We start from the raw sequence: 25,206 nt of genomic DNA, 5'->3' as shown, positions 1-25,206 counted from the left end.
TGAAACAGGATCGATAAGCAGGAATATTTTATATGAAGCCTCTACAATTCCTATCCTTTTTTATTTTATTTCTCAGTCTTTGTGTAACATCTGTTTTTGCACAAGACACCATTAACTCAAAAGAACTCATTTCCGATGACAAAATGGAGTGTTATTCGATCCCAACAGAAATTGACCGATTGGAGTACCAAAAGTCTCTCAAATGTGTTTCGAAAGATGCGATCTGTTTTATCGTAGAGGGATTTGCTATGAGCTGTATCCCGAGAAATGGACGTTACCCCGAACAAATCCCAAATCTTAATCCAAAACCAACGAATTAAAGGTCCCTTCATGAAAATTTCCACAAAAATTACAGAAATGCTCAAGATCGATTTACCAATCATTGGAGCACCTATGTTTTTGGTCTCCTATCCTGAGTTAGTTGTAGCTGTTTCGGAAGCTGGAGGTATTGGCTGCTTTCCTTCCTTAAATTATCGAACATCTGAGCAACTCAAAGAAGGTTTAAAAGAAATACGATCAAAAACAAAAAAACCAATCGGTGTAAATTTAATTCTGCATAAAGACCACAATCCCAATTGGGCAAAACAATTCGAAGTGGTCATGGAAATGAAGGTAGAATTGATCATCACAAGTCTTGGGACTCCTAGGACCATTGCAAAAGAAGCAAAATCCAATGGTGCTACACTTTTCTGCGATGTCACAACTTTGAAACATGCAAATATTGTAGCTAAATCAGGCGCCGATGCATTGATCGCGGTTGCGCAAGGCGCAGGCGGGCATGCTGGGAATACAACACCATTTGCCTTAATACCCTACTTAAAAAAAGAGACCGGGCTTCCTATTATCGCGGCAGGTGCTATCTCAGGTGGAGCGCAGATGGCTGCGGCTTTGTCTTTGGGTGCTGATGCTGTTTATATTGGTACGAAGCTTATCGCGACAAATGAGTCAAGAGCACAAAACGAATACAAACAAATGTTAATTGACTCAGGCCCAGATGAAATTACCTATACCGAAAAAATTTCAGGGATCCCAGCCAATTGGCTAACAAAGTCTGTAATGAAATCTCCCGAACTACTTGAATCAAGTGCACGAAAGCTGGCGGAAGTGCATTCTGGTGGCGAAAAAGCAATGGAGCAAGAATACAAACGGTGGAGAGACATCTGGTCTGCTGGCCAGGGTGTTGCTCAAATAGAGGATGTAAGACCAGCAAAGGAAGTTGTCCAAGAAATGGCACAAGAGTACTTAGCAATCGTTTCGCAATTGCCAAGAAATTAATTTACTTTTGTAAAGCCTTGATCATTTCTTTAGACGCAAGGTAATTATTGGTTTTATATACCATTTTGCCCTGTGAGTCCAGAACCAAAAAGAAAGGCAATCCAATCTGTAGTTCCTTGTAATTTGGATTGTTAGCAAACTCTTCAAAAATTGGATCCGTATCATAGACTTTTAGTAAGATTGCATCTTTAGCCAATGCTTGGTTTAGGTCTACATTTGTAAGAGTGAGTTTTTGGAATTCTTTGCAGTTTGTGCACCAGTCTGCATAAAAATCGATGAAGATTTTTTTCCCTTCTGTTTGCGCCTTTTGTTTTGCGGCCTCGAAGGTTCTGTACCAAGCCAAATTTCCACTTTGTTCTATCTCTAATGATTCCGCACTTCCAACTGGACTTTCTGTAATAATCGTTATACGAAATAATAAAATGCTTAGGAGTAGTATAGTCCAAAGATACAAACTACGTTTTACTCGTTCCGTTAAAAACAAAGTACTGTCTTGAACCTTTACAATTAAATAAAAAAGAAGTAAGAGAAGGATATAGATATTCACAGAAGAATCATAGAGGGCTTTGATCCCCGAGATGGACTTTTCAAAATACGTGTAGGAAAAATATAGGATCAGTATAGCTAAGCCGTATTGAACGTACTTCATCCACTTTCCCGATTTCGGAAGTGCAAAGCCAAAAACCCCAATCATCAGAAATGGAAACCCCACACCCAATCCAAAGATAAACATTTTGAATGTGCTAAGGGTAATGCTCAGAATGGAGATATCTGCATTTTGAGTGCTAATCACATTGAGAAGTATGGAAACTACGACAGGGCCAACACAAGGTGATGAGAGTAGACCAGCCAACATCCCTAGAATAAAACTCCCACCTAATCGATTGGTATTTGTTCCTGAATTTCGACTTTGGAAGATAGGAAGGTGCAAGAAATCAGCAGTCGAAATTGCTAAAAGGAACAATATATAGGCTAAAAATAAATTGGTCTCTGGAAACCGAAACACTTGATTGAGAAGTCCCCCGGATATGCCAGCAAATAAACCAAACAAAAGATAGGTACTAGCCATACCAAAATAATATACGAGCGGATGAGACCATCGAAGAGATTGGGATCTTGATTTCAGAATCCCGGCTGTGATCGGATAGAGTGGGTAAACACAAGGCAACAAACTTGCGAGTATTCCCGCGAGAAACAAAAGTAAAAATAGATAGATAGAGCTTCCACCCAGTGAAATTTCTGACTCGATAAAACTTTGCAGGTTTTGGTACATTCTTAAAAGATAAGATTGGCTTTTAGAAATAGATTTCGGTCAAGACGACCGTATTCCGAAACCAAGGCGGGACTCGGATTTGTGAATTGAGATCGATACTCCTGTAAAGACCTTTCATTGGAGAACTGGTCCACATATGTTTTGAGAGGGGCTCCGTTTTGATCAAAGGCTCTCGTTTCCGAATATCCAATACCCATGCGAATGCTTTCTGATTGTATGTACTCCAGATAAACTTGATGGTTTCGGTAGTAGGATTTGTCTGAATACACTGGCTCTTTGATTTGATTTATGGTCACAAGTCTTACCCAAGGTTCTTGAAGATTAGACTCGGTTGTTCGCAATCCAGCATTGGGCCCACCATTGGCAATCTCACCACGAAACACAATTCGGAGCCAAGAATTGCCAATCCCTAACCATGCATAGGCACCTCTACCGGTGAACTCTGGTGTTCTTGAGAGAGTCAGATATGGATTCACCTGATCGTAGACTTCGCCAGCATACCGCTTACGAAACATCCCTCCTATGCCTAGATTGATGTATTCGCGCCAAATCATATTGATTTCCACAGCATGGGTTTCTGACTGGGAAAGGCGTACATTTCCTCTCAATTGAGTGGCAGGATTGTTGTCCGATGGCAGACATCTTGTTCTGCCTTCAAAGCACTCGGTTCCCGAATAACCAGCGAAATTGCCACGTCGAGAAAGGAAATGCAATCCAGTTTTAAGAGAACCTAACCAAGTATTTTCCCAACTTAAACGCGTTACACTATCATAACCAGAGTTATTTGCATTTTGTAAACTTCGATATCCTTCGCCATTGACAAAGGCAGTGTGAAGACTTATGGTCTTCCATTTAAACAGGTAGGATAGACCCAAATCAACAGGGTCCGGAGAAAAACCCAAAGATTCCAGAGGTGATCTATCCATATAACGCCAATCATAAAATCCAGCCCACACAGAATGCATATGAGGTAACTCTTGCATCCCAAATATAATCGTGTGTTGGAAAGATCCTATCGTCCAAATTTTTTGAACATTTGCTCGCCTAATCGCGAATATGTGAGGATTTGATCTTGATTGGTTGTCTGCATTGGTGTCGGCAGAGATTTGATTGGCTTTTAAAACTTCTCCCCAAAATTCAACTTTAAAGCCTGTATCCTCCCATTCTTTGGATACCATAAATAATGTCCAAGGCATAGAGAATCCAGTTCGATCGGACTGGCTCGTATCAGAGACACCAGAGGCTTTGTCTCTTACACGATAGCCAAATGTAGGAGTTACGATGGCACCTAACTTAACACCAAAGTATCCATCTGGTTGGTCTTTTTTTGTTGTGATGACTTCTTCCGACCAAAGGCCGAAAGAAGTCAGGGTCATACTTACAATGAAAAGAAAAAGAAATCTCACTATTTGCCGTATTTTTCATCTGGAATGCGATCCTTCGCTTCCCAGCCGATTGGTTTGTGGCAGGCTAAACATTGGCTAAGCATAGGCAAGGTTTGCATTTTTTTCTGAAATGCAAGATTCGCCCCTTCTTTGCTAATGATGTCTTTGTATTCATTTCGTTCGATGGCTTCGTCTGTTCCAACAGAGGCACCCATTCCCTTTTCAAAGACTTGGCCATTGACATCTACTTTTCCTTCGCAAACACAGGTGTAGGTTTTCTTTTCTTTTGGCATATAGTAAACACCGAAAGCAGTTCCACGAACGCCCGCAGTGGAAGTAGGAGAGCTTACCTCAAAACTTCCTTTCTTAAAGTCTTTAGCTCGGAACCAAGCGGCACCATTTTCAACATAGGCCTTTGACACTTGCTTCTTTGGGTCCCATTCTTTTAGAACAAATGTGGTATTGGGTTGGAGGCGAAACTCAGAATCTTTGAATACTAAGTCTACTTTGGATCCGTTTCCTGTTTTGATTGTATCCCCTGGCTGAATGACATCATTCACTTTTAGCGCCTTCCACAATTTAGAGGAATCATTTGCAGAAAGAATGTTCACCTTTCCTTTGATGAATCCTGCCACGGCAAAATCCTGGGCGGACAAAAATGAAAGCGGCAAGAATGAAATGAAACATAGAGAGGTAGAAATTATTTTTTTCATAAGTTGTTATCCTAACCCTTACTTAACAAACCTGGCAAACTTTTTTTGCAGATTTTGAGTCTCAAATTTACCAAGGAAGGGAAAAACCGAGCTCTTCTAACTTATGTTCCAATTCGTCTCGCTCTCGGCTCTTTTTAGAAGGAAGTCCTTCTTCATCCAAGAGCCCAAATTGTTTGGCAAGGTCAACTGCCGCTTGTTTCCCGGATTGGTTCAGAGCAGCTATGATTTTCTTGTCATATTGGTTTAGGGACATAGACTCCACGCGGTAGTCCATAAAGGCCTCCCAAGTGTGCGGCACCCACTTACTTACAATCTCATGCCCGATTGTAGAGGCAAATTCACGGATTTCCAATTGTGCATGGTCGTCCATCCGCAATGCTAAAAAATGCAATAGATTGTGTAAGTCTACCTTCCAATACGCTTCTGTATAAGTAGATAGAGGAAGATCTTTCCGTGCCTGTTCACGGGCAACACCTAACTGTAATCTTTCCAAGTAGATTTGATTTGCTAACTCTTGTAAGTCGGATTCTCTTTTGGAAAGCTGGTTTCCCGTATCTAAACTCAAATATCCATCACTACCTTGTTTGTTACCGACGGATTGTACGCGCCACTCGGAAGGTTTGGTTGTTTGGCATGAATCAATCGCAACTGAGTACCTTGTAGAGTATTCATTTACATTTGCTGTCCTATGCCGGATCCACTGGCGCCAAGTGTCCATGGGAACTCTTACGTGGAATTTGATCTCACACATTTCGAAAGGAGTACTATGCCTATGGCGCATCAGGTAACGGATTAAGCCTCGGTCTTCATTGACTTTTTTTGTTCCTTTTCCGTACGAAACGCGTGCGGCTTGAACAATGGATTCATCAGAACCCATATAATCTACCATGCGAACAAAGCCATCATTCAATACAGGGAATGCTTTTCCTAGGATTGCATCTAGGGCTGGAACGCTTGCGCGGCTAATGGGCTCAAAATCGGTTTGTTGCATATATCTTGTTTTTTTAGTTCCAAGCCGTCTGAAAAGTCGAAAATAGGTAAAACAAATACTTTCAAAGGTTGTGTGAATGGGCCTAGAAGAAATTCCATATTGGGAAGATAGACAGATCCGGAACTCAAAACGCCAATCCAGCAGCAGTCTGATGGTCAGCCCCGAGAAAATCTTTATTTTCCCGGTGCCCAAACCCACTTTCCAATTCCTAGAGAATATCTGGACTTCATTTACAAACAAAATGGTTTCTTTGGTTCATTTTGACGATGAGCCCGTATTTAGTTTTTCTATTTTTGAAGTCATAGACGAAGATGAACTGCGCATCGTAGCCACGGCTACACATTTCAAACTCCGAGAAATCGCTGAAAGACGCAAAATCCCAGGGATCGAAGAGTATATGCAGAAGGCGAGACCCATTTCTTTGAGCGATCCTCGCAATGAGTCCGCACATTTCCTTCAGAAAGCAATCATCGATTACAACAAGGGGCTTAGGCCAGAAGTCCAGTACATCAATTTAAAAGAAGCTGAGATCCACCCAGAGAAAAAGATTCTACTCTCTGAAACGATGAACTATGCCATAGGCCTTCCTCTGTTTGTCAATGATACACCCATCGGAATCCTTTGGGGCATCACAAAGGACCCAATCCCTGAAGAACAAATGAGACCTCTTATCCTTCAGTTGTACTCACTCTTTGATGTCATTGATTTTGTTGTGAGCAAAGAATCGAAAGACAAAAGTGATTTTTACATTGCCCAAAAGAATATAGAAAAGGCCGACACAGTTTCCAATTCTAGAAATCTTTTCTATACCACAACAAAAGACCAAAAGGAACCTGTAACATCCATTATCTTTAAATCTCATCAATACAATATTGAATATAGAATGGATGCCTCTTTCATTATCCCAACTACGGAAGGTTATGCGGTATCACTTAAAAGTTTCACTCCAGAAAAGTTAAATAACACTGGAAAAAATCTTCTTCTCATTCCTGGTTTTTTCTGTCGTCGCTCAGTAATGGACAAGTTAGCCAAGGAACTTGCCCTGAAACATGGATACCGAGTATTTTTGATGGATATGCGCGGTAGGTCTCGCCAAACAATGCCTAAGTATGGAAAAAAGGAAGGATGGACTGTAGACAATTATATCCAAGACGATTTTCCAGAAGTCCTAAGATGGATCCGTTGGCATTACCGCAGTGAAAAAACTGTGGTGATTGGTCACAGTATGGGTGGTATGATACCTCGGTTCTATGCCTCTTCTTATGACATCATCAAAGAAATCAAAGAAGAATTCAACTTACCAAAACCAGAAGATCACATCGCTGGAGTTGTATCCATTACCTCACCGAATTACATCAGTTTAAAATCTAATTTTATCGGTTTGGATACCATCAAAAAAGGATTTGGAATGTTGCCTCATAAGATGATCTCCGATATGATTTTCAGCATGGCCTCATTTTCCATGCAGGCGACCATCCAAACAATCGATCTCAAAAAGTTCTTTAAATTTTTGTTAAATTTACATTCCAGTTTAAGAAACTTTAGTTATGATATTGGAACAAGGGTTCTCACGATCAAGGACTTTGTCGGTTATAAAGAGATCACTCCTCCAGAATGGTATTTTCTCATGGAGGATGTATTCTGTGAAGAGTCTGTTTCTGTTATCATGCAATTCTTTCAAAGCCAAATTTATAACGAAAAAAGTTTCCTCTCCAACGATGGAAAGATTAACTATACAAAGAACTTTTTCGATAACTACAACTTACCAATTTATAGTGTAGTTGGTACTGTGGATCAAATCGTACCAGAAGAATCTTTAGCAGATCTCGCAAGTTTAAAGTCAGAAAACAAAGTGCTTACAAAATATGAACAAGGCCACCTAGGCATTATCTTTCACAATGATACGGTACGAAAGATCTGTGAAGGTGTAGATGAGTGGATTCATAAGTTACCTTAAAGATTGGCTTCGCTCGGCGAAATGATTCCGAGCAAGTTCCATTTCCTTTTGTAGACTATTGGCTCTTCCAACAAAAAAAGTTGCCCCTCTCACAAGTGGACTCTCTATTCGCGAAGATTCTGTAATGATCAATTTGCTATAATTTCCTGTCGCTTCAATCGTGTAGGTCCATGAACCATGGATTCGAAAACTGGACGATTCCAGAGTTTGAACAAAACGCTTACCATTTTCCCATTCCAGCAATCGGTATTGTCGATAGCCTCCTAAATCGGTTTCCTCTCGCCAAACGAGTGGAAGGCCTAAATCATTTTTTTCCAGAATGAGAACTTGTGTGACTTCCTGTTTTGACTTGGATCTAGTTTCAACATCTACTAGATAATTCCAAACTTCCTCTCTCGGTGCAGGCATCACCTCCGATATAGATTGTTCAAACAACTCAGATTGGAATAATCCAGTCAGATAAAAGAAAAGAACCATTGCTACCAAAACGAAGGATAGAAAAAGAGAAAATTTTAAAGAACGAGGCATACTTTTATTCTTGCTTATAAAAACAATTTTATGATACTTTACAGCCACCATGCATCCTAATGAAGAATTAATCACCAAATTTTATAGCGCCTTCCAAAACAAAGATGGAGTCACGATGTCCTCCTGTTACGATCCAGAAGCGACATTCTCCGATCCTGCATTTACTGATCTAAAAGGGAAAGAAGTGGGAGCAATGTGGCAAATGTTAGTTGAACGAGGACAAAATCTTTCCATTCGTTTCTCCAATGTGAAGGCAGATGACCAAACGGGATCTGCTGATTGGGAAGCAGACTATAGCTTTAGCAAAACAGGAAGGATGGTCTACAACCGCATTCATGCAGAATTTACGTTCCAAAACGGAAAAATCAAATCACATAAAGATTCCTTTTCCCTTTGGAAATGGGCAGGTATGGCAATGGGACCAGTAGGCTATTTGTTTGGATGGCTACCTATGATCCAAAACAAAATTAGAACTGAAGCCAATACTGGCCTCGCACTTTACATGAAACGGAAACGCATCAGCTAAGGATTTGATGGCATTTGGGAGAGTCCGCCAGCGTTTGTGACATCGATATACCCGTTCGATTCCAATACGGATTTCGCTCTCCCACTTCTCATTCCTGAGGCACAATAGACAACAATTGCTTTTTCCTTACCACCTAATTCAGACAGACGAGATTCCAACTCATCTACAGGGATATGTTTTGCGCCTGGGAAGTGTCCTGTCTCAAATTCTGCCTTGGTTCTAACATCGAGCACTACAGCGCCCATTTTTAACTTGTCTTGTACGATTTGTGGATTTTGAGATTGGCTCATTTGTCTGCGGACCAACCAAAACAAGAATACCAATCCTATGGTTCCTATTAAAATCAACTTTGTGCTCATACTTCCCCAACTTTGTGTTCAAAGATAACTTTTGGTTCTTCACCCATTCGCATCTGACGAAAAAAACAAGAATAATATCCCGTATGGCAGGCAGCTCCTGTTTGTTTGACACGATAGATTACATAAAAAGGCTCTAAGGAAAGCCAAACATCGATTATATTTTGGATATGTCCTGAATCCTCACCCTTCACCCACTTTTTATTTCGAGACCGACTGAAGTAAGTTCCTTTTCCTGTTTCGAGTGCTAGTTGGATAGATTCTGGTTTTGCCCACGCAACCATCAGTGGATGCCAATCATTGTCGACCGCAAGGATAGGATAGAGATCAGGAAATTGTATTTCTCTTGCATCTAATCTTTGTTCTAAAGGCAATTTTTGTTTTCTTTCTGCAAACAGAGTCAGTTGGTCTGATTTTGGCAAAGACTCATAGATGAAAAGGTATGCATCTTCATCACAGTCCATAAATAAAGAATGGCTTTTGCCTTCAAGTTTCTCATTTATCCATTTGTCGGCAACTGACCGTGTAACAAGATTTAATCGAAAATGAGCTGATTTATCTTTTTCAATGAGAATGATATTTTTTTGAATCGAAAGATTCATATCAACGGTTTACGTCTACGAAGAATAGTTCAGTAGATGCTAATTTCCCACGAAATGTGTAGGAACCCAAGGATTTTAAATTTGCCTCGAGAGTTTCTAATCCTTGTATATTTGAAATCAATTCCTTTGAGACAAGAAAATTCTTTTTAATTTCTTTGCCTATGGACTCTATCCTACTTGCGACATTTACAGTGTCACCGATGACTGTATACTCTAATCGTTTTTCGGCACCAACATTTCCCACAATGGCTGGACCATAATGGATGCCAATCCTAATGTTGATAGGATTCAATTGGGATTTTTTCCTTTCTTCGTTCCAAACTTGCAATCGTTTCATCATTGCGATACCAGCAAGAAGTGCATTTTTCGCATCATACTCACTTGCGATTGGCGTACCGAACGTAACCAACATCCCATCACCAATGAATTTATCCAAAGTTCCGTTAAAACGAAAGATTTCGTCTAACATTATGGAATGAAACTCTGTAAGAAATTGTATGGTTCCATTGGGGCCAAGTGACTCGGAGAGATTTGTGAATCCCTCAATATCACAAAATAGAATCGCAACAGTTTGCTCTTTCCCTCCTGGAACAAAAAAGGCATCATCGGCAGTGCTGATTTCACCAACTACATTGGGTGAAAAGTAACGAGATAGCTGGTTAAACTTTATTTCATTTCCAACAGCTGAATAGAGGGTGTTTCGAACAATATAAGCAAGGAATGCGACTACAAATCCAAAGATGGCTACGACTCCCATACTCATCAAATACGTGCCTAAATGTACCGCATTTCCCAACATAGCTTCCAGAAAACTATCCGTGGTTAAAAATCTAGGATCGTTTTGTGCATAGAGTAGGATGCCACTCTGTCCTATGACAACACCAAAGACATACAACAACGGGTAAATAGGATGTAAGGTAAAGGCATGTAAGAGTAAAATTCCAAATAAAATGTTATGAATATAAGTTTTTACTATATACGTTCTTGGGACTGCATCGCCGCCAACGGAATCATACCAAACAAAGGGCAAGGCAGTTACAACCGCTATGTCAATCACCACAGATATGAGCCCTATAAACATGACCGACTTTTTTTTCTTAAGCAAACGAAGCATTAGAAACAAAAACGTTATGAATAGGAGACTCATTAGAGTTACCCAGAGGATTTCATTTAAAGAGTTCGCAACAAAAAATGTAACAACTAGCAAAAGGCTAGCTACAAACATCTTTCCAAGTAAACTCAATGAAATTCCTTGGATTTCTTTTTCCTTTAGAAGTAACTCTGTTTTGCTAAACATAATGTCTACTTGAGGAGGTCCCCTGGATTGGCGGATCGATCAGGGACGAATAAAGATAATGTCGAATCTTTACCACTTGCCAAAAGCATAGCTTCCGAAAGGCCAAACTTCATCTGCCTTGGCTTTAAGTTGGCAACAACTACGACTTTTTTACCAAGTAAATCTTCCGGTGCATAAGCGGCTTTTATGCCTGCGAACACATTCTTGATTCCCTTTTCCCCTAAATCCACTTTCACGTTGATCAGCTTGTCGGCTCCTTCTACATGATTTGCCTCGGCAATCAATCCTACTCGTAGTTCAACTTTGCTTAAGTCTTCTATGCTAATATACCCAGTATCTGTAACTTCTTTGACTTCCACTTTTGCCTCTGTCTGTTTGTTTTGATTGAAACTATCTTTTGTTTCTTCGATCATTACTTGTATGTTCTTTTCTTCCACGCGTTTTGTCAGCATTTGGTAAGGTGCAAGCGTGATGTTTTCCAAAGTACTTTCCAAATTAGAAAAATCCAAAGTCTTAAGCTGATAGAGCTTTTGAATTTCTGCACTTATTTTGGGAGTCACAGGTGCAAGATAGGTAAATAAAACCTTTGCACAATTGCTAGAAACTGTCACAACCTCTCTTGCTTTTTCTAGATCAGTCTTAACTAGATTCCAAGGAGCATAATCGTTTACATACTTGTTAACTTTATCTCCCAAAGAAGTGATTTCTCGCATCACTTTTGAATAGTTTCTTTGCTCATAGGCAGTTTCAATGTCAGTTTTTTTGTCCAAAAGCTCTTGGAGTAGACTTTTTCCCTCTGCAGACAAAGGCCCTAATCTCCGATCCAACTTATCCAGGATAGACGTGGAAACTCTAGAAACAAGATTTACTAAATTTCCTATCAAATCAGAGTTTACTCTAGAAACAAAATCCTCGAACGAAATGTCCACATCTTCCATGCCAGAGCCCAAACGACATGCCATATAAAATCTGAAATGTTCTGGATCTAAATATTTCACAAAGGTCGAAGCATTGATAAATGTCCCTCTTGATTTGGACATTTTTTCCCCATTGACTGTGAGAAATCCATGAACATTTAATTGTTTTGGTGTTTGGTAATCGGAACCCATCAACATAGCGGGCCAAAACAAGCCATGAAAGTACAAAATGTCCTTTCCAATAAAATGAACGATCTCACCCTTCCCATCTTTCCAAAATTCATTGAATAGAGCCTCATCTTTAAAGAAATTTTTAGAAGAGGCCATATATCCAATCGGTGCATCTAACCAGACATAAAAGTATTTGTTTTCTTCTCCTGGAATGGCAAATCCAAAATAAGGTCCATCACGACTGATGTCCCACTCTTGTAATCCGGACAAAAACCATTCTTGTAATTTCTTTTGGGCGCCCTCGTTTAATCGATCTTTTGTGGACAACCATTCTTTCAAAGGAGATTCGAAGTCTTGTAATTTAAAAAAGAGATGTTTCGATTCTTTTAGAACTGGGGTGTTTCCACATATAGAACAATACGAGTCTTTTAGGTCTTTTGGTGAGTAGCTAGTACCACAGACTTCGCAGGAATCACCATACTGATCTTTGGCGCCACATTTTGGGCATATTCCCTTTATAAAACGATCTGGTAGAAACATCTTGTCGTGCTCACAATATGATTGTTCGATGTTCCTAGAGGAAATATGTCCTTTCTCTTTTAGGCGAAGGTAAATCTGTTCGGAATAAAATTTGTTCTCATCGGAATTTGTCGTATAATAGTTGTCATACTCAACTAAAAATGATGTGAGATCTTGGTAATGTTCTTTTTGGACCTCTCCGATCAGCTCCTCTGGACTTTTCGAAAGCTTTTTTGCAGCAATCATGATGGGGGTCCCGTGGGTGTCATCTGCACAGAAAAAATAACATTGATTGCCTTTCAGTTTTTGAAACCGAACCCAAATGTCTGTCTGGACTGCCTCCAAAATATGACCCAAGTGAATAGATCCGTTTGCATAGGGAAGAGCGCTAGTTACGAGAATTTTTTTCGACATAAATCTTTCTTCCAATTTGGATTCATTGAGATTGAATTCAGCTATTTTTCTTTATTTTTGAGAAAATTAGCAAAATTCAGTTGAAGGCAAAAAATTCTATTTTAAGTTCATTGTTTGTTATGGCCAAAAAAATCGTACAAAATTTAAAGCAAGGAAATGCTCTTAAAAACAAGGATGCGGATGCCCTCAAAAAATCCTTCGCTCTCTCTGAGGATCTGCACGTTGAATATGCAAAGATTTTAGTAAGTTTATGGTCTTATGCCTGCAATGTGGATGGCCAAGTCAAAAAAGGTGAGAGCCAGTTGATTTCTGAATTGGTAAACGTGCTCTTTGAACCTGGATGCCTTCTCAGTGAATACAAAGACCGAAAAAAAGAGGTCTTGCTCGTCCTTTCCGAGACTTTCGAGAATCCGCTACCTATGAAAACTGTTTCTAAATCTGTTTTGGGAAATGACCAATATTGTTTAAATTTTTATGAGGATGCTGTTTGCATCGTGGCAAGTGATGGCACATTGAATGCGACCGAAGTTGAGTTTCTCAATGACCTAGCCCAAGAATTACAAATTTCTCCTATGGACAAACACCAGGTGGAAAGAAAGTACCTTGGCAATCTTTAGAGTTTTTGTCTTCCTTCTAACCATTTGCTTTGCTTTTCTACCACTGGAACCTCGTCCAGGGATGGGAAGTACATATAGATCATCTTCCTCCAGTTCGAGTTCGCGGAGCAGTTCTTCCACTTTCCGCTCTTCCAATTCTCGGAACAGTTCCTCCTCAAGCTCAAATGGAAACTCTTACCAATCCTACACAACCTCGAGTCCAGAACCAACCGCTTACTTTACGTCGACAGGCCACAAAACCAAAATCCACTTTCATGCAGATGGAACTGCATTTGTACAAGAGTCATTTGTTGTGGTGAAGAATTCTGCCAAGGTCGGGATCAAACGGAAAAACTTTTCCCAAATTGGCGATTGGGAAATCAAAGACCTACAAGTAAAAGGTCCCTTTGCAAGTTATGCCATAGGAACTGAGATCATCATCCCTTGGCCCGAAGGCACAAACAAAGAAAATCTCCTTATAGAATTGGAATACACCATAGCAAATGCGGTTGAAGATTTGGGTGGGTTTCAAATTGTCTTATGGGAATTGAATCAAAAAGATGCAGACAAACAAAATTCTCAACTCGACATTTCATGGGATGATAGCATCCAATGGAAACAATTTCAAATAAAACAAAAGTTCTACGACCAATCCAAAGAAGACTACGGTTATGAGACAGTCGCATTTGAAACAGACAAACAAAGAGTTGCGGTATCCTTCCAAAACCTGCGCAATGATTTTATAGATTTTACCTTAACGGCCTTCCCCGAGTCAAATCTCAACTTAGCTCACAAAAAGGAGATAAATCCAAACGAAAAGTTTTATTATACCCAAGAAAAAGTGAGGGTGGAGAAAAATATGAGTAACCATTATGAAGGTTACCTGTATACCAAAGAATCAGATACGTTTGCCTATCATACGATCGTATTCAATCCTGAACTTTTTCTGGACGAACAAATTCCAGTTCTTGATCCAGCCTATCAATTTATTTATAACATTTCTGATGGTTTAGAAACTTCATTTTGGCATTTGTTTTCTTTAGCCATTACACTGCCTCCAGAAAAGGAAAGGATTGATGGTTCGGACTTCAATCGATACCATTTCCAATATTCTATTTTGGGGGAGCATAAACGACCAAGCGATACGGAAAACCATCTGATTTACCTACGTCCTATCGTATACGGAGGAGGGACTGGAACGAGAATGGGATCTATGGCGATGGAAATCCAAATGCCCAAAGCTATCGACCTCAAGACAACTAAGATTGGCCTTTATGTAACAGATTGTAATTATTGTAGTCGTGTATCCTTTAAGTTTGAATTGCCAGCTGAGATTGGGATTGATCAAAACAAAATATTTGTTAATTGGCCGCATACCATTCCTGAAGGAATGTGGCCGATCATAAAAGTGGAAACGCAAGGCGATACATTTACAAAAAATTATCTTTTGCAATATATCTGTATGCTTAGGTCTTTTTTTCTGGCACCTGGCTCTGGATCAAATATAGGTTATTTAATTGTCAATACTCTCCTCTTACTCCTACCACTTACGATTGCTTTCATATACTTAAATCATAAAAAACGAATCATCGTTGAGAAACGATCCTTCCAGAAGCTCACCAAGCTGATGCAAGACACTGATCCAGATTTTACTTGGGAAGAGTTTTTCCAAAAAACAAAACTCATTGCTGAACGAGTTGTAGACGCATGGTGCCAGGGAAATATGGAAAGTGCTCGGCCATTTATTTCGGCTGGAGTCTTCCAAAGATTTCAAATCCAACTAAAGTTAATGGCGGAAGTAGATGGATCCAAAAATCATATGGAAAATTTTTCAGTTAAGGACCAATCCATTGTATTGCACACAAGTTTCCATGGATACCAAACCATTCATGTAAAGATGAAATGTGCGGCCAAAGATATCACCTTACCAACCGACACTCCAGAATCACAAATAAAAGAAAGACTTAGATCCAGCCAATTGGGTACCTACGAAGAAATCTATAGTTTTTCCAGGAGAATTGATGCCCAGACTGTGAAAGGTCAAAATCTCTTTCACAATGTATGTCCCTCTTGTGGGGCAAACACTGAATTGAGCCACACGACAACCAAATGTTCCCACTGTGGAACGATTTTCAATTCGGGTGAAGCAGATTGGGTTCTGTCTGAAATCACACAGGTGATTGAATGGAAACCAAATCGATTTGTTTCAGAAGAAAGTTTTGCTAAGAACCATCCAAATCTACCAACATCGATTCAGATCATTGAAGACCGTGCCTCTGCACTTTTATGGAAATGGATGTATGCAAAAACAAAGGCAAATGATACGTATTTACTCAGAGAGGTATCTTCCACTGAGGCATTGCAGTCCGTACGGAACCAGGAATATTTCTACACGCCTGCTGTTGGTGCCTCCGAAATAAAAGAGATTCAAACAAAACAAAAAGCAACATTCACAAATGTAGTCTTACATTGGAGTGCAGCTAGGTCTCTTAAAGCATCGCCTGAATATCGCCAAACAAATCTTATACTTAAACTTCATGACGAAAGGGATGAACGCATTGGTTTCTCTGAAATTTCATGTAAACAATGTGGTGCCCCTTTTCCAGAGGTGGATGCATCTTCCTGCTCTTATTGCGGCAGCCCAATTCCTAAACAACTCTCGGATTGGTTGTTGGATAGTATCAAATGAGACTATGAGCCATCCAATGCCTATCACTGATCTGCACTAGTTTCATACGATTAGCCAAACGGACGCAATCTAGCTGTTTGGCTACCTCTTCGATTGTGAAACTTGCCATAAGGCTATTCAGAAAATCATTTTTTAAAATATCGGAAGCATCTTTTGCATGGCGATTGACCAAAACTTCACACTGCGAAAAACTTTCTGGACGTATTAAATCACAAACAAATATAAAACTATTCTCTCCCATGGCTCTCTGGATGGCGGACCAGAGCACAAACGGATCTTGTAAGTGATGCAAAAGAGAATTGGAAAAAATCAAATCATAAGATGTATAGGGTATCCAATCTTGTATGCAGCTACATAAAAATGAAACATGTTTAGTTTGATTTCTTTTCTCCAAAAAGCTTTGATTATATTGAATCATAGATACTGATCCATCGATCGCAAGAAGCTTTGCTTGCGGAAACAAAGTCAAAAGTCGGGAAGTCATATCTCCCGGACCACAACCCAAATCAACGATGGATTCTGGTATATGCTTTGTGCCCAAAACCTGAGACAAGGTGTCTATGATGGACTGATGTGACAAAGAAAAATCGGCATCCGCGTAAGCCCTTACCTGCTCACCTTCCATCAATTCAGCCTCTGGAAAACGGAATTGATGTAAAGAATCAAGCACGATAGTCTTTTAAAGCATACGACCAATAGATAAATAGAATTTGGATCGGTAGCCTTGCATACAAAGCAATGATGGGAACTCCCATATCCATTCCATTCAATGCATTGAGTAACATTTGCACATTTGCTGGGAATACTACGATCAGAAGTACAATGATTCCATAACAAGCAACCTTACGAGTAGAAGGAATCAATACCAGGATACCTAGAATAATTTCAACAATCCCCGCGATTATATTGGTTAACTCAATGTTCGGAACAAAGGAGGGCATCATTCGATAATAAAATTCTGGGGAAAAAAAGTGGTTCAAACCAGCTAATACATAGAAAAGACCCATTGCATATAAAAAGAACTTTTTCATCAAATGCTCCAAAAAAAAATAATCGCCGCATGTTTAAATCTCGACTTTCACAAATAAATGCAAGAAAAGTTTTATACTTCATTTAAAGGAAAGGTTTTATGAAAGAAAAGATTTCAGCTCTCGTTCTCACGGTGTTCCTTCTCGCTATTGATTCCACAACAGGAATTAGAGCAGAAGAGCCTACATGGAAAGAGGCGAAACGAAAGAATTCGGTAACAGTACTTACGAGAGAATATCCAGGTTCTTCCGTGGATGAATTTCTAGGAAAAACAGAAGTAGACGCTACAATATCACAAATCTTTGCATTGCTTACCGAATTGGAATCTTGCAAGAGTTTATATTTCAATTGTAAAGAATTGGTGGTTCTTTCTGGAAATGAAAGAAAAAACATCGTCTATGTTAGGAATGGTGCTCCTTGGCCTGTTTCCGATCGCGATATCATTATGGAAAGAACTTTGGACCAAAATGCAAAAACAAAAGTAGCAAGCATGAAACTTAAAAAAACAGAATCTGTTTCTAAACCATCTCCCTCAGGAGTAACTAGAATGGACTCATTTGATGCAATTTGGAGAATCATCCCAACTGCTGCGGGAAAAGTTCGTGTTGAATACCAGGCACATTTTGAACCAGGTGGCTCCATTCCTCAATCGGTTATCAATTTAGCAATCACTGATACACCGTATAACACACTACTCAGTTTACGAAAAGCTGTGGAAGAGGGAAAACATAAAGACACAAAGTTGGATTGGGTCAAAGAATTTGAATAAAGAATCTCAGTTTTTCTGAGAATTTTTCTCATACAGGAGGCTTAGAATTCTTTTTTCCAATGCCTCCACTTTATTTTGTTCCTGAAAACTTAAGTGCACCCAAATATCATTATTTTTTTTCCATTCCTGAATTTGTTTGGCTGCAGTAATGATGTCTTTTTTTTGGCCTGTTTTCAAATAACACTCGCTATTCGCTCTAACCAAAGAAGAAAGTTCATCATAATCAAAATCACGTAGATGATCTGTATTTTTCCATACTTTTTTTGTATACTCATAACCTCCTTCTGCTGCCAATGCAACGGAGACCTTTGATCCAACTTCTAAAGCACAACTAATGCCATGCCCAGATTTTGTATCGCTTGCTGCCTCTGCCATGAGGATCGGCGAACAAACAAGGATGCCAACGGCTGCACCGCCACCTAAGTATAGTATCGTTTCTGTAATCGCGGTTCCTCCCGCTGCCACTACGGAAAGGGCTTGGCCCGATCTGACCTTCATGGATTCCTTCGATTTTTCTAAAAATAATGCTTCAAAAACATCTTCCGCATTTTCATCACAAATCTCTCGGAGTTGGTTTGGGTTCTCGAGTGCGATGTTTCTTTCTTTGGCGTCTTGGGTACAAAAGGAAATAAGGAGAAGAGTTAAAAGGAAAACAATTTTTGGATACATTGTGTTCTGACACAGAAGGCTTAGCATCTGGAAATGGTATGGTATATTTCTCGTTCTGGCAAGCCGACTTTTGGATTTCGAAATGGTAAAAAAAAACCCGAGGACACCTCGGGTTTTGGTTAGAAAAAGCGAAGAGCTTGGAATTACGCTGAGAGCGCTTGGTCCAAAAGATCCTTGGCAACCACTCGTAGTGCCATGACTTCTTCGGCTCCTTCAAAGATAGAGAAGACCCTTGCATCCACGAAGTATCGTGAAACTGGGTATTCTTCTGCATAACCCATACCTCCGTGGATCTGCATCGCTTCTCTTGTCACCCACTCTGCAATTTTAGATGCATAGAGTTTTACAAGGGTAGCTTCCATTTGGCCTTTATGCTCGTCCAACAAAGTTGCTACATAGTTTGTATACTGCCTTGTAGCTTGGGTGATCATCGCCATCTTTGCAATTTTGAACTTAGTGAGTGTATAATCGTAAATTGGCTTTCCGAATACCTTTCTCTCTTGAGAGTAACGAAGTGCTGCTTCTAAAGCGGCTTGCATGACTCCATTCGCGCGAGCTGCTGTTTGGATACGGCCTCCCGCAAACCCTTCCATTTGGTAGTAGAAACCTTTTCCTCGGCCTGCATCTCCTCCAAGTAGGTTTTCTTTTGGAACAAAATAGTCCTCAAAGGATACTTCATAAGAGTGCATTCCTCGGTAACCAATCGTACCAATGGCCTTTCCTTGGATCACACCACCACCTTCTTGTTTGAAATGGAACTCATGGCCATCAAAGGATGGTTTTTCAGCAAGGAGGATAGATAGACCGCGGTGCTTTAAGCTTGGGTCAGATTCTGTTCTGCAGAGAACTAGGAGTAAGTTTGCATAACCAGCAAAGGTACACCATGTCTTTACCCCATTGATCACAAAACCACCAGGAACTTCTTTTGCAGTTACAGAAATACCTGCAACATCAGAACCATAGTTTGGCTCTGTCACCATGATCCCCGCCATTTTATCTCCACTGGCAAGGAGGGGTAACCATTTGTTCTTTTGTTCTTCGGTTCCACCTTTGAGAAGTGCTTTGGACATGATTTCAGGTCGAGTAATGAGTGAACCTGCTGCCCCTAGTGAGCCTCTAGATAGCTCTTCAGTGACGACTAACATGGATATGTTGTCTGGGCGATCATCAGGCTGGATACCGCCAAATTTTTCTGGGATACAAAGTCCGAAACATCCCATGTCCTTTAATCCATTGATGATATCAGCTGGTATCAGAGTGTCATGTCTGTGGACATGCTCGGATTGCGGAGCAACAACATTTTCTGCAAAGTCTTTGAAGATTTGGCGGAAGTTTTCGTGGTCTTCTGAAAGCCCGTAAGCTCCGAAGTGTCCAAGATCGACAATTTTATCTACGATGGAAGTGTAGTTTTCAATCTTCGAACTAGACTCTACGAAAGTGTTGATTTCATCTGTAAATAACTTTCCAAAGATTTCTTGGTATGTAAGTTCATACTCTGTAGGTCTCGCTGCCAGTTCCGAACGAATGTTGGTAATCGTTTCGGCTGCAAATGATACCGCCATTTGTTTTTCAAGCTCGCCAGTCCCCTTGCTCTCGTCCCAAGCATAGACCAAAAAGTTTTCAGCCACTCTCTGTTGAGCGGTGAACCACGCGAGCTGGTAGAACACGTGCTGCGTTTGGTCCATTTTGGATACGGATACCTTTCCGTTTTCGGAGTTTTTCTTGGCGAGGCGTTTGGTTACTTCGTTGAGAAGAGCGGATTGGGCTGCTAAAGCCTTCTCAGCGATGGATTTTTCTAATTTTACTGCAGTTGCGGTCATGTCGTTTTCGGTCCTGCGGGAATGATTTCTTCCACTATACAGAAGGAAAGTACCCTGTCATTTTCATTTTAGACAAGACCTCTCGTCAAATTGCCGATGTCATTCATAGGTTTCTCGCGAGAAATGAGGTAAAAAATGCGAATCATTGGAATTGATCCTGGCTCTCATCGGGTTGGGTATGCGATCCTGTCTTTCCCGGATGACAGAAAGCAAAAAATTGAACTTCTCTGCTATGGAACCATCGAAGTGCCACCGAAAACTCCCTCCCCAGAAAACTTGCTCCAAATTCGAGAAGAGCTGGAAGGAATTTTAAGTAGTTACCAACCTGATTTTGCATCCGTAGAAGAATTGTTTTTCGTAAAGAATATCACAAACGGTATGAGAGTTTCGGAATCGCGAGGTGTCATTTTACTTGGCTTAGGTGAACATAAAATCCCCGTAGTCCAACCCTCAGCCACTCAGATAAAAAAGGGGATTTCTGCGAAAGGAAATGCGACAAAAAAGGAAGTTCGCCAAGCTATCCAATTGCTCCTTCGGTTTGAAGATCTAAAAGGCCACGATGACTCTTGGGATGCCATCGCGGCTGCTTTTGTTGGAAAATCCCTACTTCAAGGCTTTTCGCAGGTCAAAAGAAAGTCCTCGAACACTTGAGAGATATAGATACGTTTACCAAATTCATAAGCGGTACTTGCAGCAGAAATTTCCGATCCATCATTCGAATAGACAAGATCCACTTTGTCTGTGCCTTGGTTGATTCTGTACACAATCGAAGGTGATATCATACTTTTGGATGAGGCATGTTTTAAGAATGAATAAACAGATGGGTGTCCTACCACATACAGATCTCCTGAGGGATCTTGCATAATGTTGTCTGGTCCGCTCCCAATCTCTATTTTCTTTCGGAACTCAAGACTCATTCCTTCATTTGTTCGATTGATCTTAAATACATGGATAGATTTCTCCGAAAATACAGATCGATAGAGTATTTCTTCTCCCTTTTCCACTCGATAGAATACTCCATTGCCTAAAATCACTTTGTGGTCGAGATTTTTGAATTCTTTCCCGTTGTAATAAACTAAATCGGCTGTTCCACGTTTGATGATCATATTTACATATTGCATCAGTTTGTTTTCAGGCCCACGGTCATTGGATGAAAAGATTTCACCAGATTCTGTTAAGAACAGATCGTTCGGACCTGTTAACAGTGGATGTTCTAAAGTTTTTGTATGTTTCCATTCAATTCCCTCAAGGTGCTCAAAGATTTCAATTCTGTGCGGAGTTTCGTCCAAAAGAGTATGCGAGATAACAGCTAAGGTATCCTTCCCATTCACCTTCGCATAACTTATCCCATGTGGTCTAAAATGTTCGGGGTAATTTGCTTTAATACGTAATGGTTTTTGTTCAGAAAGAGGTAGACTCAGATCGACCATTGACAACCAACCTATCTCTTCCATGTTCCTTCTGTTGTGTACGGAAACCAAGAGATAGGGTTTATTTTTGGCAGTGAAAAAATCGATGTCTTCTGGGCCAGGGACCCCTGATATCTTTTGGCAGTCTGGTAGGGATTTTATTTCAAGCTGTCCTCCGCAGGAGAAGCAGAGGCAAAGGAGAAGTGCTGTCTGGGCTAAATTGTTTCGGAGCATAGACGAAAGTGAGCCTACCTGCTAGAAATCTCTAGGAAAATATAATTGTCTTGCCAGTTTTGTGCACTGCAAAATAATGGAAATAGAGGAGCGAACTCCGATGAGCAATGTAGAAAACAAATTACAAGAGATCGTAAACGCTGGCATTGGCGCTGTGAAGACTTCGAAAGAGGTTTGGGAGAAACTCGTCGTCGACCTCAACGAAAAGAAAAGCGAATTTCAAACCAATTTCAAGAAACTCTCTGAACAGGGAGAGAAAGACACAAGCGACGGGGCCCTAAAAGTAAAAATGGGTGTTGCCTGGGGAATCGTGCGTTTTGATGAGCTAAAGGACAATGTTGTCAATTACTTCAACAAAATTAAAGAACAGGACAAAGAAGACCCTTCCAAATAACGAATTCATCTCACCATCCTGAATTTCTTCTGGCAGGTTTTCTTAGGGAGGCCTGCCGGTTTTTTCTCACCTGTTATTTACTGTAACCCACAGCATAATTTTTTTTAATTGCTCTCTTGACCGCTCTCGCCCTGAACCAGGTATCCTTAAATCAAAGATCTAGGAGACAGAAATGGTTCAGTACGAAGTAACTGGGATGTCATGCAATCATTGCAAAATAACGGTTGAGACTATTTTTAAAACTCACAATAAACAAGTAACTGTAGACCTTAGTGCAAATCATATCTCCGTTTCCAATCCGCTCACTCTCCAAGAATATGAATCCATTGGAAGGGAGTTGAAGGAAGAAGGATTTGTACTTGGACACCCAATCTGATTTAATTTCACTTTCTTCCAAAAGCCAAACCTTTAGTCTTATAGGAATGACGTGTGCAAACTGTGCACTTCGGATTGAGAGAGGGTTGAGCAAAGTTCCAGGAGTCGAAGAAGTTCGGGTGAACTTTGCACGTGAGTCTGTTTATGTTACCACAAATAAAGATGTGAGCGATGAATCCTTAATCCAGAAGATCAAAGATTTAGGATATTCTGCAATTCTTCATGATGGTTCTCAGTTGGATCTCGAAGACCAAAAACAGAGAGCTTATATAAAATCTCTCAAGCTGAGATTTTTCATATCCTGTATACTTTCACTTCCCTTGTTTTACGGAATGGTTTCTCATTTTTCTTTTCTGAGTTTTTTACCAATGTACCAACTCCTGATGGAGAAATGGTTCCAAGCTCTCTTAGCAACTCCAGTGCAATTTGGTATAGGATTTCCTTTCTATCTGAGTGCCTTTCGTGCCTTAAAAAACCGAGGTGCGAATATGGATCTACTCGTGGTCTTAGGTACTTCAGCTGCTTATGGGTTCAGTTGGTATGGGTCTCATCTTTATTTTGAAACATCTTCAGTGCTGATCACATTTATTTTGTTAGGAAAGTGGTTAGAACATTCAATAAAAGCAGACAGTAGTGAAGGAATCAAAAGTTTGCTCAAATTGAAGCCCGACATATCGCATATTGAAAGAAATGATTTAGTAATCGATCTTCCTACAGATTATGTTCGAGAAGGAGACGTACTCTTCATAAAATCTGGGGAGAGATTTCCAGTAGATGGGAAGATTATCGATGGTGAAAGTTATGTCGATGAATCTATGTTAACTGGCGAAAGTTTTCCAGTTCAAAAACAAAAAGGGGATACGATTCTAACTGGAACCATCAATGGAAATGGATCATTAAGGGTTTTAGCAACAAAAGTTGGAAAAGACACAACTTTATCCAACATTATCCAATCGGTAGAGATTGCTTTGGGAACAAAGGCACCCATCCAAAGGGTTGCCGATCAAATCTCCTCTTATTTTGTTCCTTTGGTGATCTCGATTGCTCTCATCAATTTTTTTATTTATTACTTCCTTATATCCGACGAGAATTTCATCCAAGCATTCGAAACTTCAATTGCAATTCTGGTAATTGCCTGTCCTTGTGCATTGGGTCTTGCAACACCTATCTCTCTTTTAGTCGCCACAGATAGGGCTGCAAAGAGAGGTATACTTTTTCGAAATGCAGAAGCGCTTGAAACAGTTGCTAAAATCACAAAAATTGGATTCGATAAAACGGGAACCTTGACAGAAGGAAAGCCTACGGTTGTCGACTGGGCTTATACTCCGATCAACTCACCTTCCTCAATCTCCCATCATCTTTCTGTCCTTGTCATGATGGAATCCCAATCAGAACATCCCTTAGCAAAGGCGATCCAGCAGTTTGGAAAAGTACAGAATGTAAAATTGCTAACGAGAGTTACAGTCCAAACCCAAGCAGGTATGGGTCTTTCAGCAGTCTTCAACCAAATCGAATACCGGATAGGAAACAGAAAGTGGATCGAATCTCTGGAACTTTTCCCTTCATCCGAATTGGAAACGAAAATAGAGCTTTGGCAAATGCGAGGAAAAACCATCGTCTATGCAGCATTTGCTGGAAAAGAAAATGGAATTCTAGTCTTTGCGATTGAGGATCCGATCAGGGCTACCGCTCGTTCTGCAATTCAAACTTTGCAAACCATGGGTATCGAAACGATTTTATTGACAGGTGATACGGTAGAAACAGCGAAGCGCGTTGCTGAACAAGTTGGGATCAAACGATTCTATGGAAATTTATTGCCCCAAGACAAAGTCTCTAGAATGGATGAAATTTTTGCCCAGAAAGATTGTACCGCAATGGTCGGTGATGGAATCAATGATGCTCCAGTCCTAGCAAAAGTTCACGTCGGGATTGCCATGGGTACAGGTTCGGATGTAGCAATCCGTACGGCAGATGTAGTACTTATAAAGGGTGACTTAGATCGAATACTTGAACTCATTCTGATCGGAAAACAAACCGTTTCAAATATCCGCCAAAATTTCATTTGGGCGCTAGGCTATAACTTGGTAGGGATTCCCATTGCTGGTATGGGACTCTTAGCTCCTTGGCTTTCCGGTGCCGCCATGGCTTTTAGTTCTGTATCTGTCGTTCTGAATGCGCTTCGTCTGAAAGGGAAGGTGAAAGTCTCCTCGGAATGACCAGATTTGAACTGGCGACCCCTTGCCCCCCAGACAAGTGCGCTACCGCTGCGCTACATCCCGAAAGAAACTGTACTTTCCA

The 25,206-nt window shown here is 40.4% G+C and carries 25 protein-coding genes and 1 tRNA gene; 11 read left to right on the top strand and 15 right to left on the bottom strand.

Annotated features, from left to right (window positions below):
- Positions 1-32 precede the first annotated feature (32 nt).
- Positions 33-320, top strand: a complete 288-nt coding sequence (locus DI060_RS15355) for a hypothetical protein (RefSeq protein WP_108977815.1) — start codon at positions 33-35, stop codon at positions 318-320.
- Positions 321-330: 10 nt separating this feature from the next.
- The gene (locus DI060_RS15350; RefSeq protein WP_108977814.1) at positions 331-1,275 is read left to right on the top strand and encodes an NAD(P)H-dependent flavin oxidoreductase; all 945 of its coding nucleotides are present in this window, start codon (positions 331-333) and stop codon (positions 1,273-1,275) included.
- Between the two features lies 1 nt (position 1,276).
- Here the strand turns inward: DI060_RS15350 and DI060_RS15345 are convergent, their stop codons facing one another.
- From DI060_RS15345 to thyX, 4 genes are all read right to left on the bottom strand, one after another.
- Positions 1,277-2,548 (bottom strand): protein-disulfide reductase DsbD family protein, encoded by a 1,272-nt coding sequence (locus DI060_RS15345; RefSeq protein ID WP_108977813.1) that lies wholly within the window; start codon positions 2,546-2,548, stop codon positions 1,277-1,279.
- 2 nt (positions 2,549-2,550) lie between these two features.
- Entirely contained in the window at positions 2,551-3,924 is a 1,374-nt protein-coding gene (locus DI060_RS15340; protein WP_108978167.1) for a hypothetical protein, read from the bottom strand.
- Positions 3,925-3,953: 29 nt separating this feature from the next.
- Positions 3,954-4,646, bottom strand: a complete 693-nt coding sequence (locus DI060_RS15335; RefSeq protein ID WP_108977812.1) for a FecR family protein — start codon at positions 4,644-4,646, stop codon at positions 3,954-3,956.
- Between the two features lie 67 nt (positions 4,647-4,713).
- Positions 4,714-5,637 (bottom strand): FAD-dependent thymidylate synthase, encoded by a 924-nt coding sequence (thyX, locus tag DI060_RS15330; protein ID WP_108977811.1) that lies wholly within the window; start codon positions 5,635-5,637, stop codon positions 4,714-4,716.
- Positions 5,638-5,713: 76 nt separating this feature from the next.
- Here thyX and DI060_RS15325 point away from each other — a divergent pair, with 76 nt between their 5' ends.
- Positions 5,714-7,594 (top strand): alpha/beta fold hydrolase, encoded by a 1,881-nt coding sequence (locus DI060_RS15325; protein WP_108977810.1) that lies wholly within the window; start codon positions 5,714-5,716, stop codon positions 7,592-7,594.
- Here the strand turns inward: DI060_RS15325 and DI060_RS15320 are convergent.
- Positions 7,586-8,122 (bottom strand): SRPBCC family protein, encoded by a 537-nt coding sequence (locus tag DI060_RS15320; RefSeq protein WP_135355071.1) that lies wholly within the window; start codon positions 8,120-8,122, stop codon positions 7,586-7,588. The genes DI060_RS15325 and DI060_RS15320 overlap by 9 nt on opposite strands.
- A 49-nt stretch (positions 8,123-8,171) precedes the next feature.
- On the opposite strand from DI060_RS15320, the gene DI060_RS15315 reads away from it, so the two are divergent.
- A complete protein-coding gene (locus DI060_RS15315) occupies positions 8,172-8,648 on the top strand; it encodes a nuclear transport factor 2 family protein (RefSeq protein ID WP_108977808.1) in 477 nt (158 codons plus the stop codon).
- Here the strand turns inward: DI060_RS15315 and DI060_RS15310 are convergent.
- From DI060_RS15310 to metG, 4 genes are read right to left on the bottom strand one after another with little or no spacing between them, the layout of a single operon-like run.
- Positions 8,645-9,007, bottom strand: coding sequence for a rhodanese-like domain-containing protein (locus tag DI060_RS15310; protein ID WP_108977807.1), 363 nt, complete (start codon positions 9,005-9,007; stop codon positions 8,645-8,647). The genes DI060_RS15315 and DI060_RS15310 overlap by 4 nt on opposite strands.
- Positions 9,004-9,606 carry a phosphoribosyl-AMP cyclohydrolase gene (locus tag DI060_RS15305; RefSeq protein ID WP_108977806.1) on the bottom strand — a complete coding sequence of 201 codons (603 nt, stop codon included), beginning with the start codon at positions 9,604-9,606 and terminating at the stop codon, positions 9,004-9,006. The genes DI060_RS15310 and DI060_RS15305 overlap by 4 nt, the downstream gene beginning before the upstream one ends.
- Before the next feature lies 1 nt (position 9,607).
- On the bottom strand, positions 9,608-10,903 hold the full coding sequence (locus tag DI060_RS15300; protein ID WP_108977805.1) for an adenylate/guanylate cyclase domain-containing protein: 1,296 nt from the start codon (positions 10,901-10,903) through the stop codon (positions 9,608-9,610).
- A 5-nt stretch (positions 10,904-10,908) separates the two neighbouring features.
- Positions 10,909-12,924, bottom strand: a complete 2,016-nt coding sequence (gene metG, locus DI060_RS15295; RefSeq protein ID WP_108977804.1) for a methionine--tRNA ligase — start codon at positions 12,922-12,924, stop codon at positions 10,909-10,911.
- 119 nt (positions 12,925-13,043) lie between these two features.
- Here metG and DI060_RS15290 point away from each other — a divergent pair, with 119 nt between their 5' ends.
- A complete protein-coding gene (locus DI060_RS15290) occupies positions 13,044-13,541 on the top strand; it encodes a tellurite resistance TerB family protein (protein WP_209452072.1) in 498 nt (165 codons plus the stop codon).
- Positions 13,528-16,209, top strand: a complete 2,682-nt coding sequence (locus tag DI060_RS15285; protein ID WP_108977802.1) for a TIM44-like domain-containing protein — start codon at positions 13,528-13,530, stop codon at positions 16,207-16,209. The genes DI060_RS15290 and DI060_RS15285 overlap by 14 nt, the downstream gene beginning before the upstream one ends.
- On the opposite strand, the gene DI060_RS15280 is transcribed toward DI060_RS15285, so the two are convergent.
- Both DI060_RS15280 and DI060_RS15275 read right to left on the bottom strand, forming a co-directional pair.
- The gene (locus tag DI060_RS15280) at positions 16,202-16,879 is read right to left on the bottom strand and encodes a class I SAM-dependent methyltransferase (protein ID WP_108977801.1); all 678 of its coding nucleotides are present in this window, start codon (positions 16,877-16,879) and stop codon (positions 16,202-16,204) included. The two genes, DI060_RS15285 and DI060_RS15280, sit on opposite strands and share 8 nt — an antisense overlap.
- Complete coding sequence (locus DI060_RS15275; protein ID WP_209452055.1) at positions 16,872-17,240, bottom strand: DoxX family protein; 369 nt, start codon at positions 17,238-17,240, stop codon at positions 16,872-16,874. The genes DI060_RS15280 and DI060_RS15275 overlap by 8 nt, the downstream gene beginning before the upstream one ends.
- Before the next feature lie 98 nt (positions 17,241-17,338).
- Here DI060_RS15275 and DI060_RS15270 point away from each other — a divergent pair, with 98 nt between their 5' ends.
- Positions 17,339-18,007: an START domain-containing protein gene (locus DI060_RS15270; protein WP_108977800.1), complete on the top strand. Its 669-nt coding sequence runs from the start codon at positions 17,339-17,341 to the stop codon at positions 18,005-18,007.
- A gap of 6 nt (positions 18,008-18,013) precedes the next feature.
- Here DI060_RS15270 and DI060_RS15265 read toward each other — a convergent pair whose 3' ends face one another.
- Both DI060_RS15265 and DI060_RS15260 read right to left on the bottom strand, forming a co-directional pair.
- Complete coding sequence (locus DI060_RS15265; protein ID WP_108977799.1) at positions 18,014-18,676, bottom strand: hypothetical protein; 663 nt, start codon at positions 18,674-18,676, stop codon at positions 18,014-18,016.
- A 143-nt stretch (positions 18,677-18,819) separates the two neighbouring features.
- Entirely contained in the window at positions 18,820-20,496 is a 1,677-nt protein-coding gene (locus DI060_RS15260; RefSeq protein WP_108977798.1) for an acyl-CoA dehydrogenase family protein, read from the bottom strand.
- A gap of 135 nt (positions 20,497-20,631) precedes the next feature.
- Between DI060_RS15260 and DI060_RS15255 the strand changes: the two genes are divergently transcribed.
- Complete coding sequence (locus DI060_RS15255) at positions 20,632-21,147, top strand: crossover junction endodeoxyribonuclease RuvC (RefSeq protein ID WP_108977797.1); 516 nt, start codon at positions 20,632-20,634, stop codon at positions 21,145-21,147.
- Here the strand turns inward: DI060_RS15255 and DI060_RS15250 are convergent.
- Positions 21,105-22,139 (bottom strand): arylesterase, encoded by a 1,035-nt coding sequence (locus DI060_RS15250; RefSeq protein WP_108977796.1) that lies wholly within the window; start codon positions 22,137-22,139, stop codon positions 21,105-21,107. The genes DI060_RS15255 and DI060_RS15250 overlap by 43 nt on opposite strands.
- Before the next feature lie 100 nt (positions 22,140-22,239).
- On the opposite strand from DI060_RS15250, the gene DI060_RS15245 reads away from it, so the two are divergent.
- From DI060_RS15245 to DI060_RS15235, 3 genes are all read left to right on the top strand, one after another.
- A complete protein-coding gene (locus DI060_RS15245; protein ID WP_108978165.1) occupies positions 22,240-22,533 on the top strand; it encodes an LIMLP_16025 family protein in 294 nt (97 codons plus the stop codon).
- Between the two features lie 172 nt (positions 22,534-22,705).
- Entirely contained in the window at positions 22,706-22,909 is a 204-nt protein-coding gene (locus DI060_RS15240; RefSeq protein ID WP_108977795.1) for a heavy-metal-associated domain-containing protein, read from the top strand.
- A complete protein-coding gene (locus DI060_RS15235) occupies positions 22,887-25,124 on the top strand; it encodes a heavy metal translocating P-type ATPase (protein WP_369689629.1) in 2,238 nt (745 codons plus the stop codon). The genes DI060_RS15240 and DI060_RS15235 overlap by 23 nt, the downstream gene beginning before the upstream one ends.
- On the opposite strand, the gene DI060_RS15230 is transcribed toward DI060_RS15235, so the two are convergent.
- Positions 25,116-25,187: transfer RNA gene (locus DI060_RS15230), tRNA-Pro, on the bottom strand. The genes DI060_RS15235 and DI060_RS15230 overlap by 9 nt on opposite strands.
- Positions 25,188-25,206: the final 19 nt, after the last annotated feature.

This window comes from Leptospira ryugenii (assembly GCF_003114855.1).
In the GTDB taxonomy this organism is placed as follows: domain Bacteria; phylum Spirochaetota; class Leptospiria; order Leptospirales; family Leptospiraceae; genus Leptospira_A; species Leptospira_A ryugenii.
The sequence above is the reverse complement of the archived record's forward strand: the minus strand, read 5'-3'. Positions and strand labels throughout refer to the sequence as shown.

Excerpts from the sequence above, each read along its gene's own strand:
- DI060_RS15355 (WP_108977815.1), top strand. The coding sequence starts at position 33 with ATGAAGCCTCTACAATTCCTATCCTTTTTTATTTTATTTCTCAGTCTT.
- DI060_RS15305 (WP_108977806.1), bottom strand. The coding sequence starts at position 9,606 with ATGAATCTTTCGATTCAAAAAAATATCATTCTCATTGAAAAAGATAAA.
- DI060_RS15350 (WP_108977814.1), top strand. The coding sequence starts at position 331 with ATGAAAATTTCCACAAAAATTACAGAAATGCTCAAGATCGATTTACCA.
- DI060_RS15250 (WP_108977796.1), bottom strand. The coding sequence starts at position 22,139 with ATGCTCCGAAACAATTTAGCCCAGACAGCACTTCTCCTTTGCCTCTGC.
- DI060_RS15245 (WP_108978165.1), top strand. The coding sequence starts at position 22,240 with ATGAGCAATGTAGAAAACAAATTACAAGAGATCGTAAACGCTGGCATT.
- DI060_RS15255 (WP_108977797.1), top strand. The coding sequence starts at position 20,632 with ATGCGAATCATTGGAATTGATCCTGGCTCTCATCGGGTTGGGTATGCG.
- DI060_RS15345 (WP_108977813.1), bottom strand. The coding sequence starts at position 2,548 with ATGTACCAAAACCTGCAAAGTTTTATCGAGTCAGAAATTTCACTGGGT.
- DI060_RS15260 (WP_108977798.1), bottom strand. The coding sequence starts at position 20,496 with ATGACCGCAACTGCAGTAAAATTAGAAAAATCCATCGCTGAGAAGGCT.
- DI060_RS15315 (WP_108977808.1), top strand. The coding sequence starts at position 8,172 with ATGCATCCTAATGAAGAATTAATCACCAAATTTTATAGCGCCTTCCAA.
- DI060_RS15265 (WP_108977799.1), bottom strand. The coding sequence starts at position 18,676 with ATGTATCCAAAAATTGTTTTCCTTTTAACTCTTCTCCTTATTTCCTTT.
- DI060_RS15270 (WP_108977800.1), top strand. The coding sequence starts at position 17,339 with ATGAAAGAAAAGATTTCAGCTCTCGTTCTCACGGTGTTCCTTCTCGCT.
- DI060_RS15310 (WP_108977807.1), bottom strand. The coding sequence starts at position 9,007 with ATGAGCACAAAGTTGATTTTAATAGGAACCATAGGATTGGTATTCTTG.
- DI060_RS15240 (WP_108977795.1), top strand. The coding sequence starts at position 22,706 with ATGGTTCAGTACGAAGTAACTGGGATGTCATGCAATCATTGCAAAATA.
- thyX (WP_108977811.1), bottom strand. The coding sequence starts at position 5,637 with ATGCAACAAACCGATTTTGAGCCCATTAGCCGCGCAAGCGTTCCAGCC.
- DI060_RS15320 (WP_135355071.1), bottom strand. The coding sequence starts at position 8,122 with ATGCCTCGTTCTTTAAAATTTTCTCTTTTTCTATCCTTCGTTTTGGTA.
- DI060_RS15325 (WP_108977810.1), top strand. The coding sequence starts at position 5,714 with ATGGGCCTAGAAGAAATTCCATATTGGGAAGATAGACAGATCCGGAAC.
- DI060_RS15300 (WP_108977805.1), bottom strand. The coding sequence starts at position 10,903 with ATGTTTAGCAAAACAGAGTTACTTCTAAAGGAAAAAGAAATCCAAGGA.
- DI060_RS15340 (WP_108978167.1), bottom strand. The coding sequence starts at position 3,924 with ATGACCCTGACTTCTTTCGGCCTTTGGTCGGAAGAAGTCATCACAACA.
- DI060_RS15335 (WP_108977812.1), bottom strand. The coding sequence starts at position 4,646 with ATGAAAAAAATAATTTCTACCTCTCTATGTTTCATTTCATTCTTGCCG.
- DI060_RS15290 (WP_209452072.1), top strand. The coding sequence starts at position 13,044 with ATGGCCAAAAAAATCGTACAAAATTTAAAGCAAGGAAATGCTCTTAAA.
- DI060_RS15275 (WP_209452055.1), bottom strand. The coding sequence starts at position 17,240 with ATGAAAAAGTTCTTTTTATATGCAATGGGTCTTTTCTATGTATTAGCT.
- metG (WP_108977804.1), bottom strand. The coding sequence starts at position 12,924 with ATGTCGAAAAAAATTCTCGTAACTAGCGCTCTTCCCTATGCAAACGGA.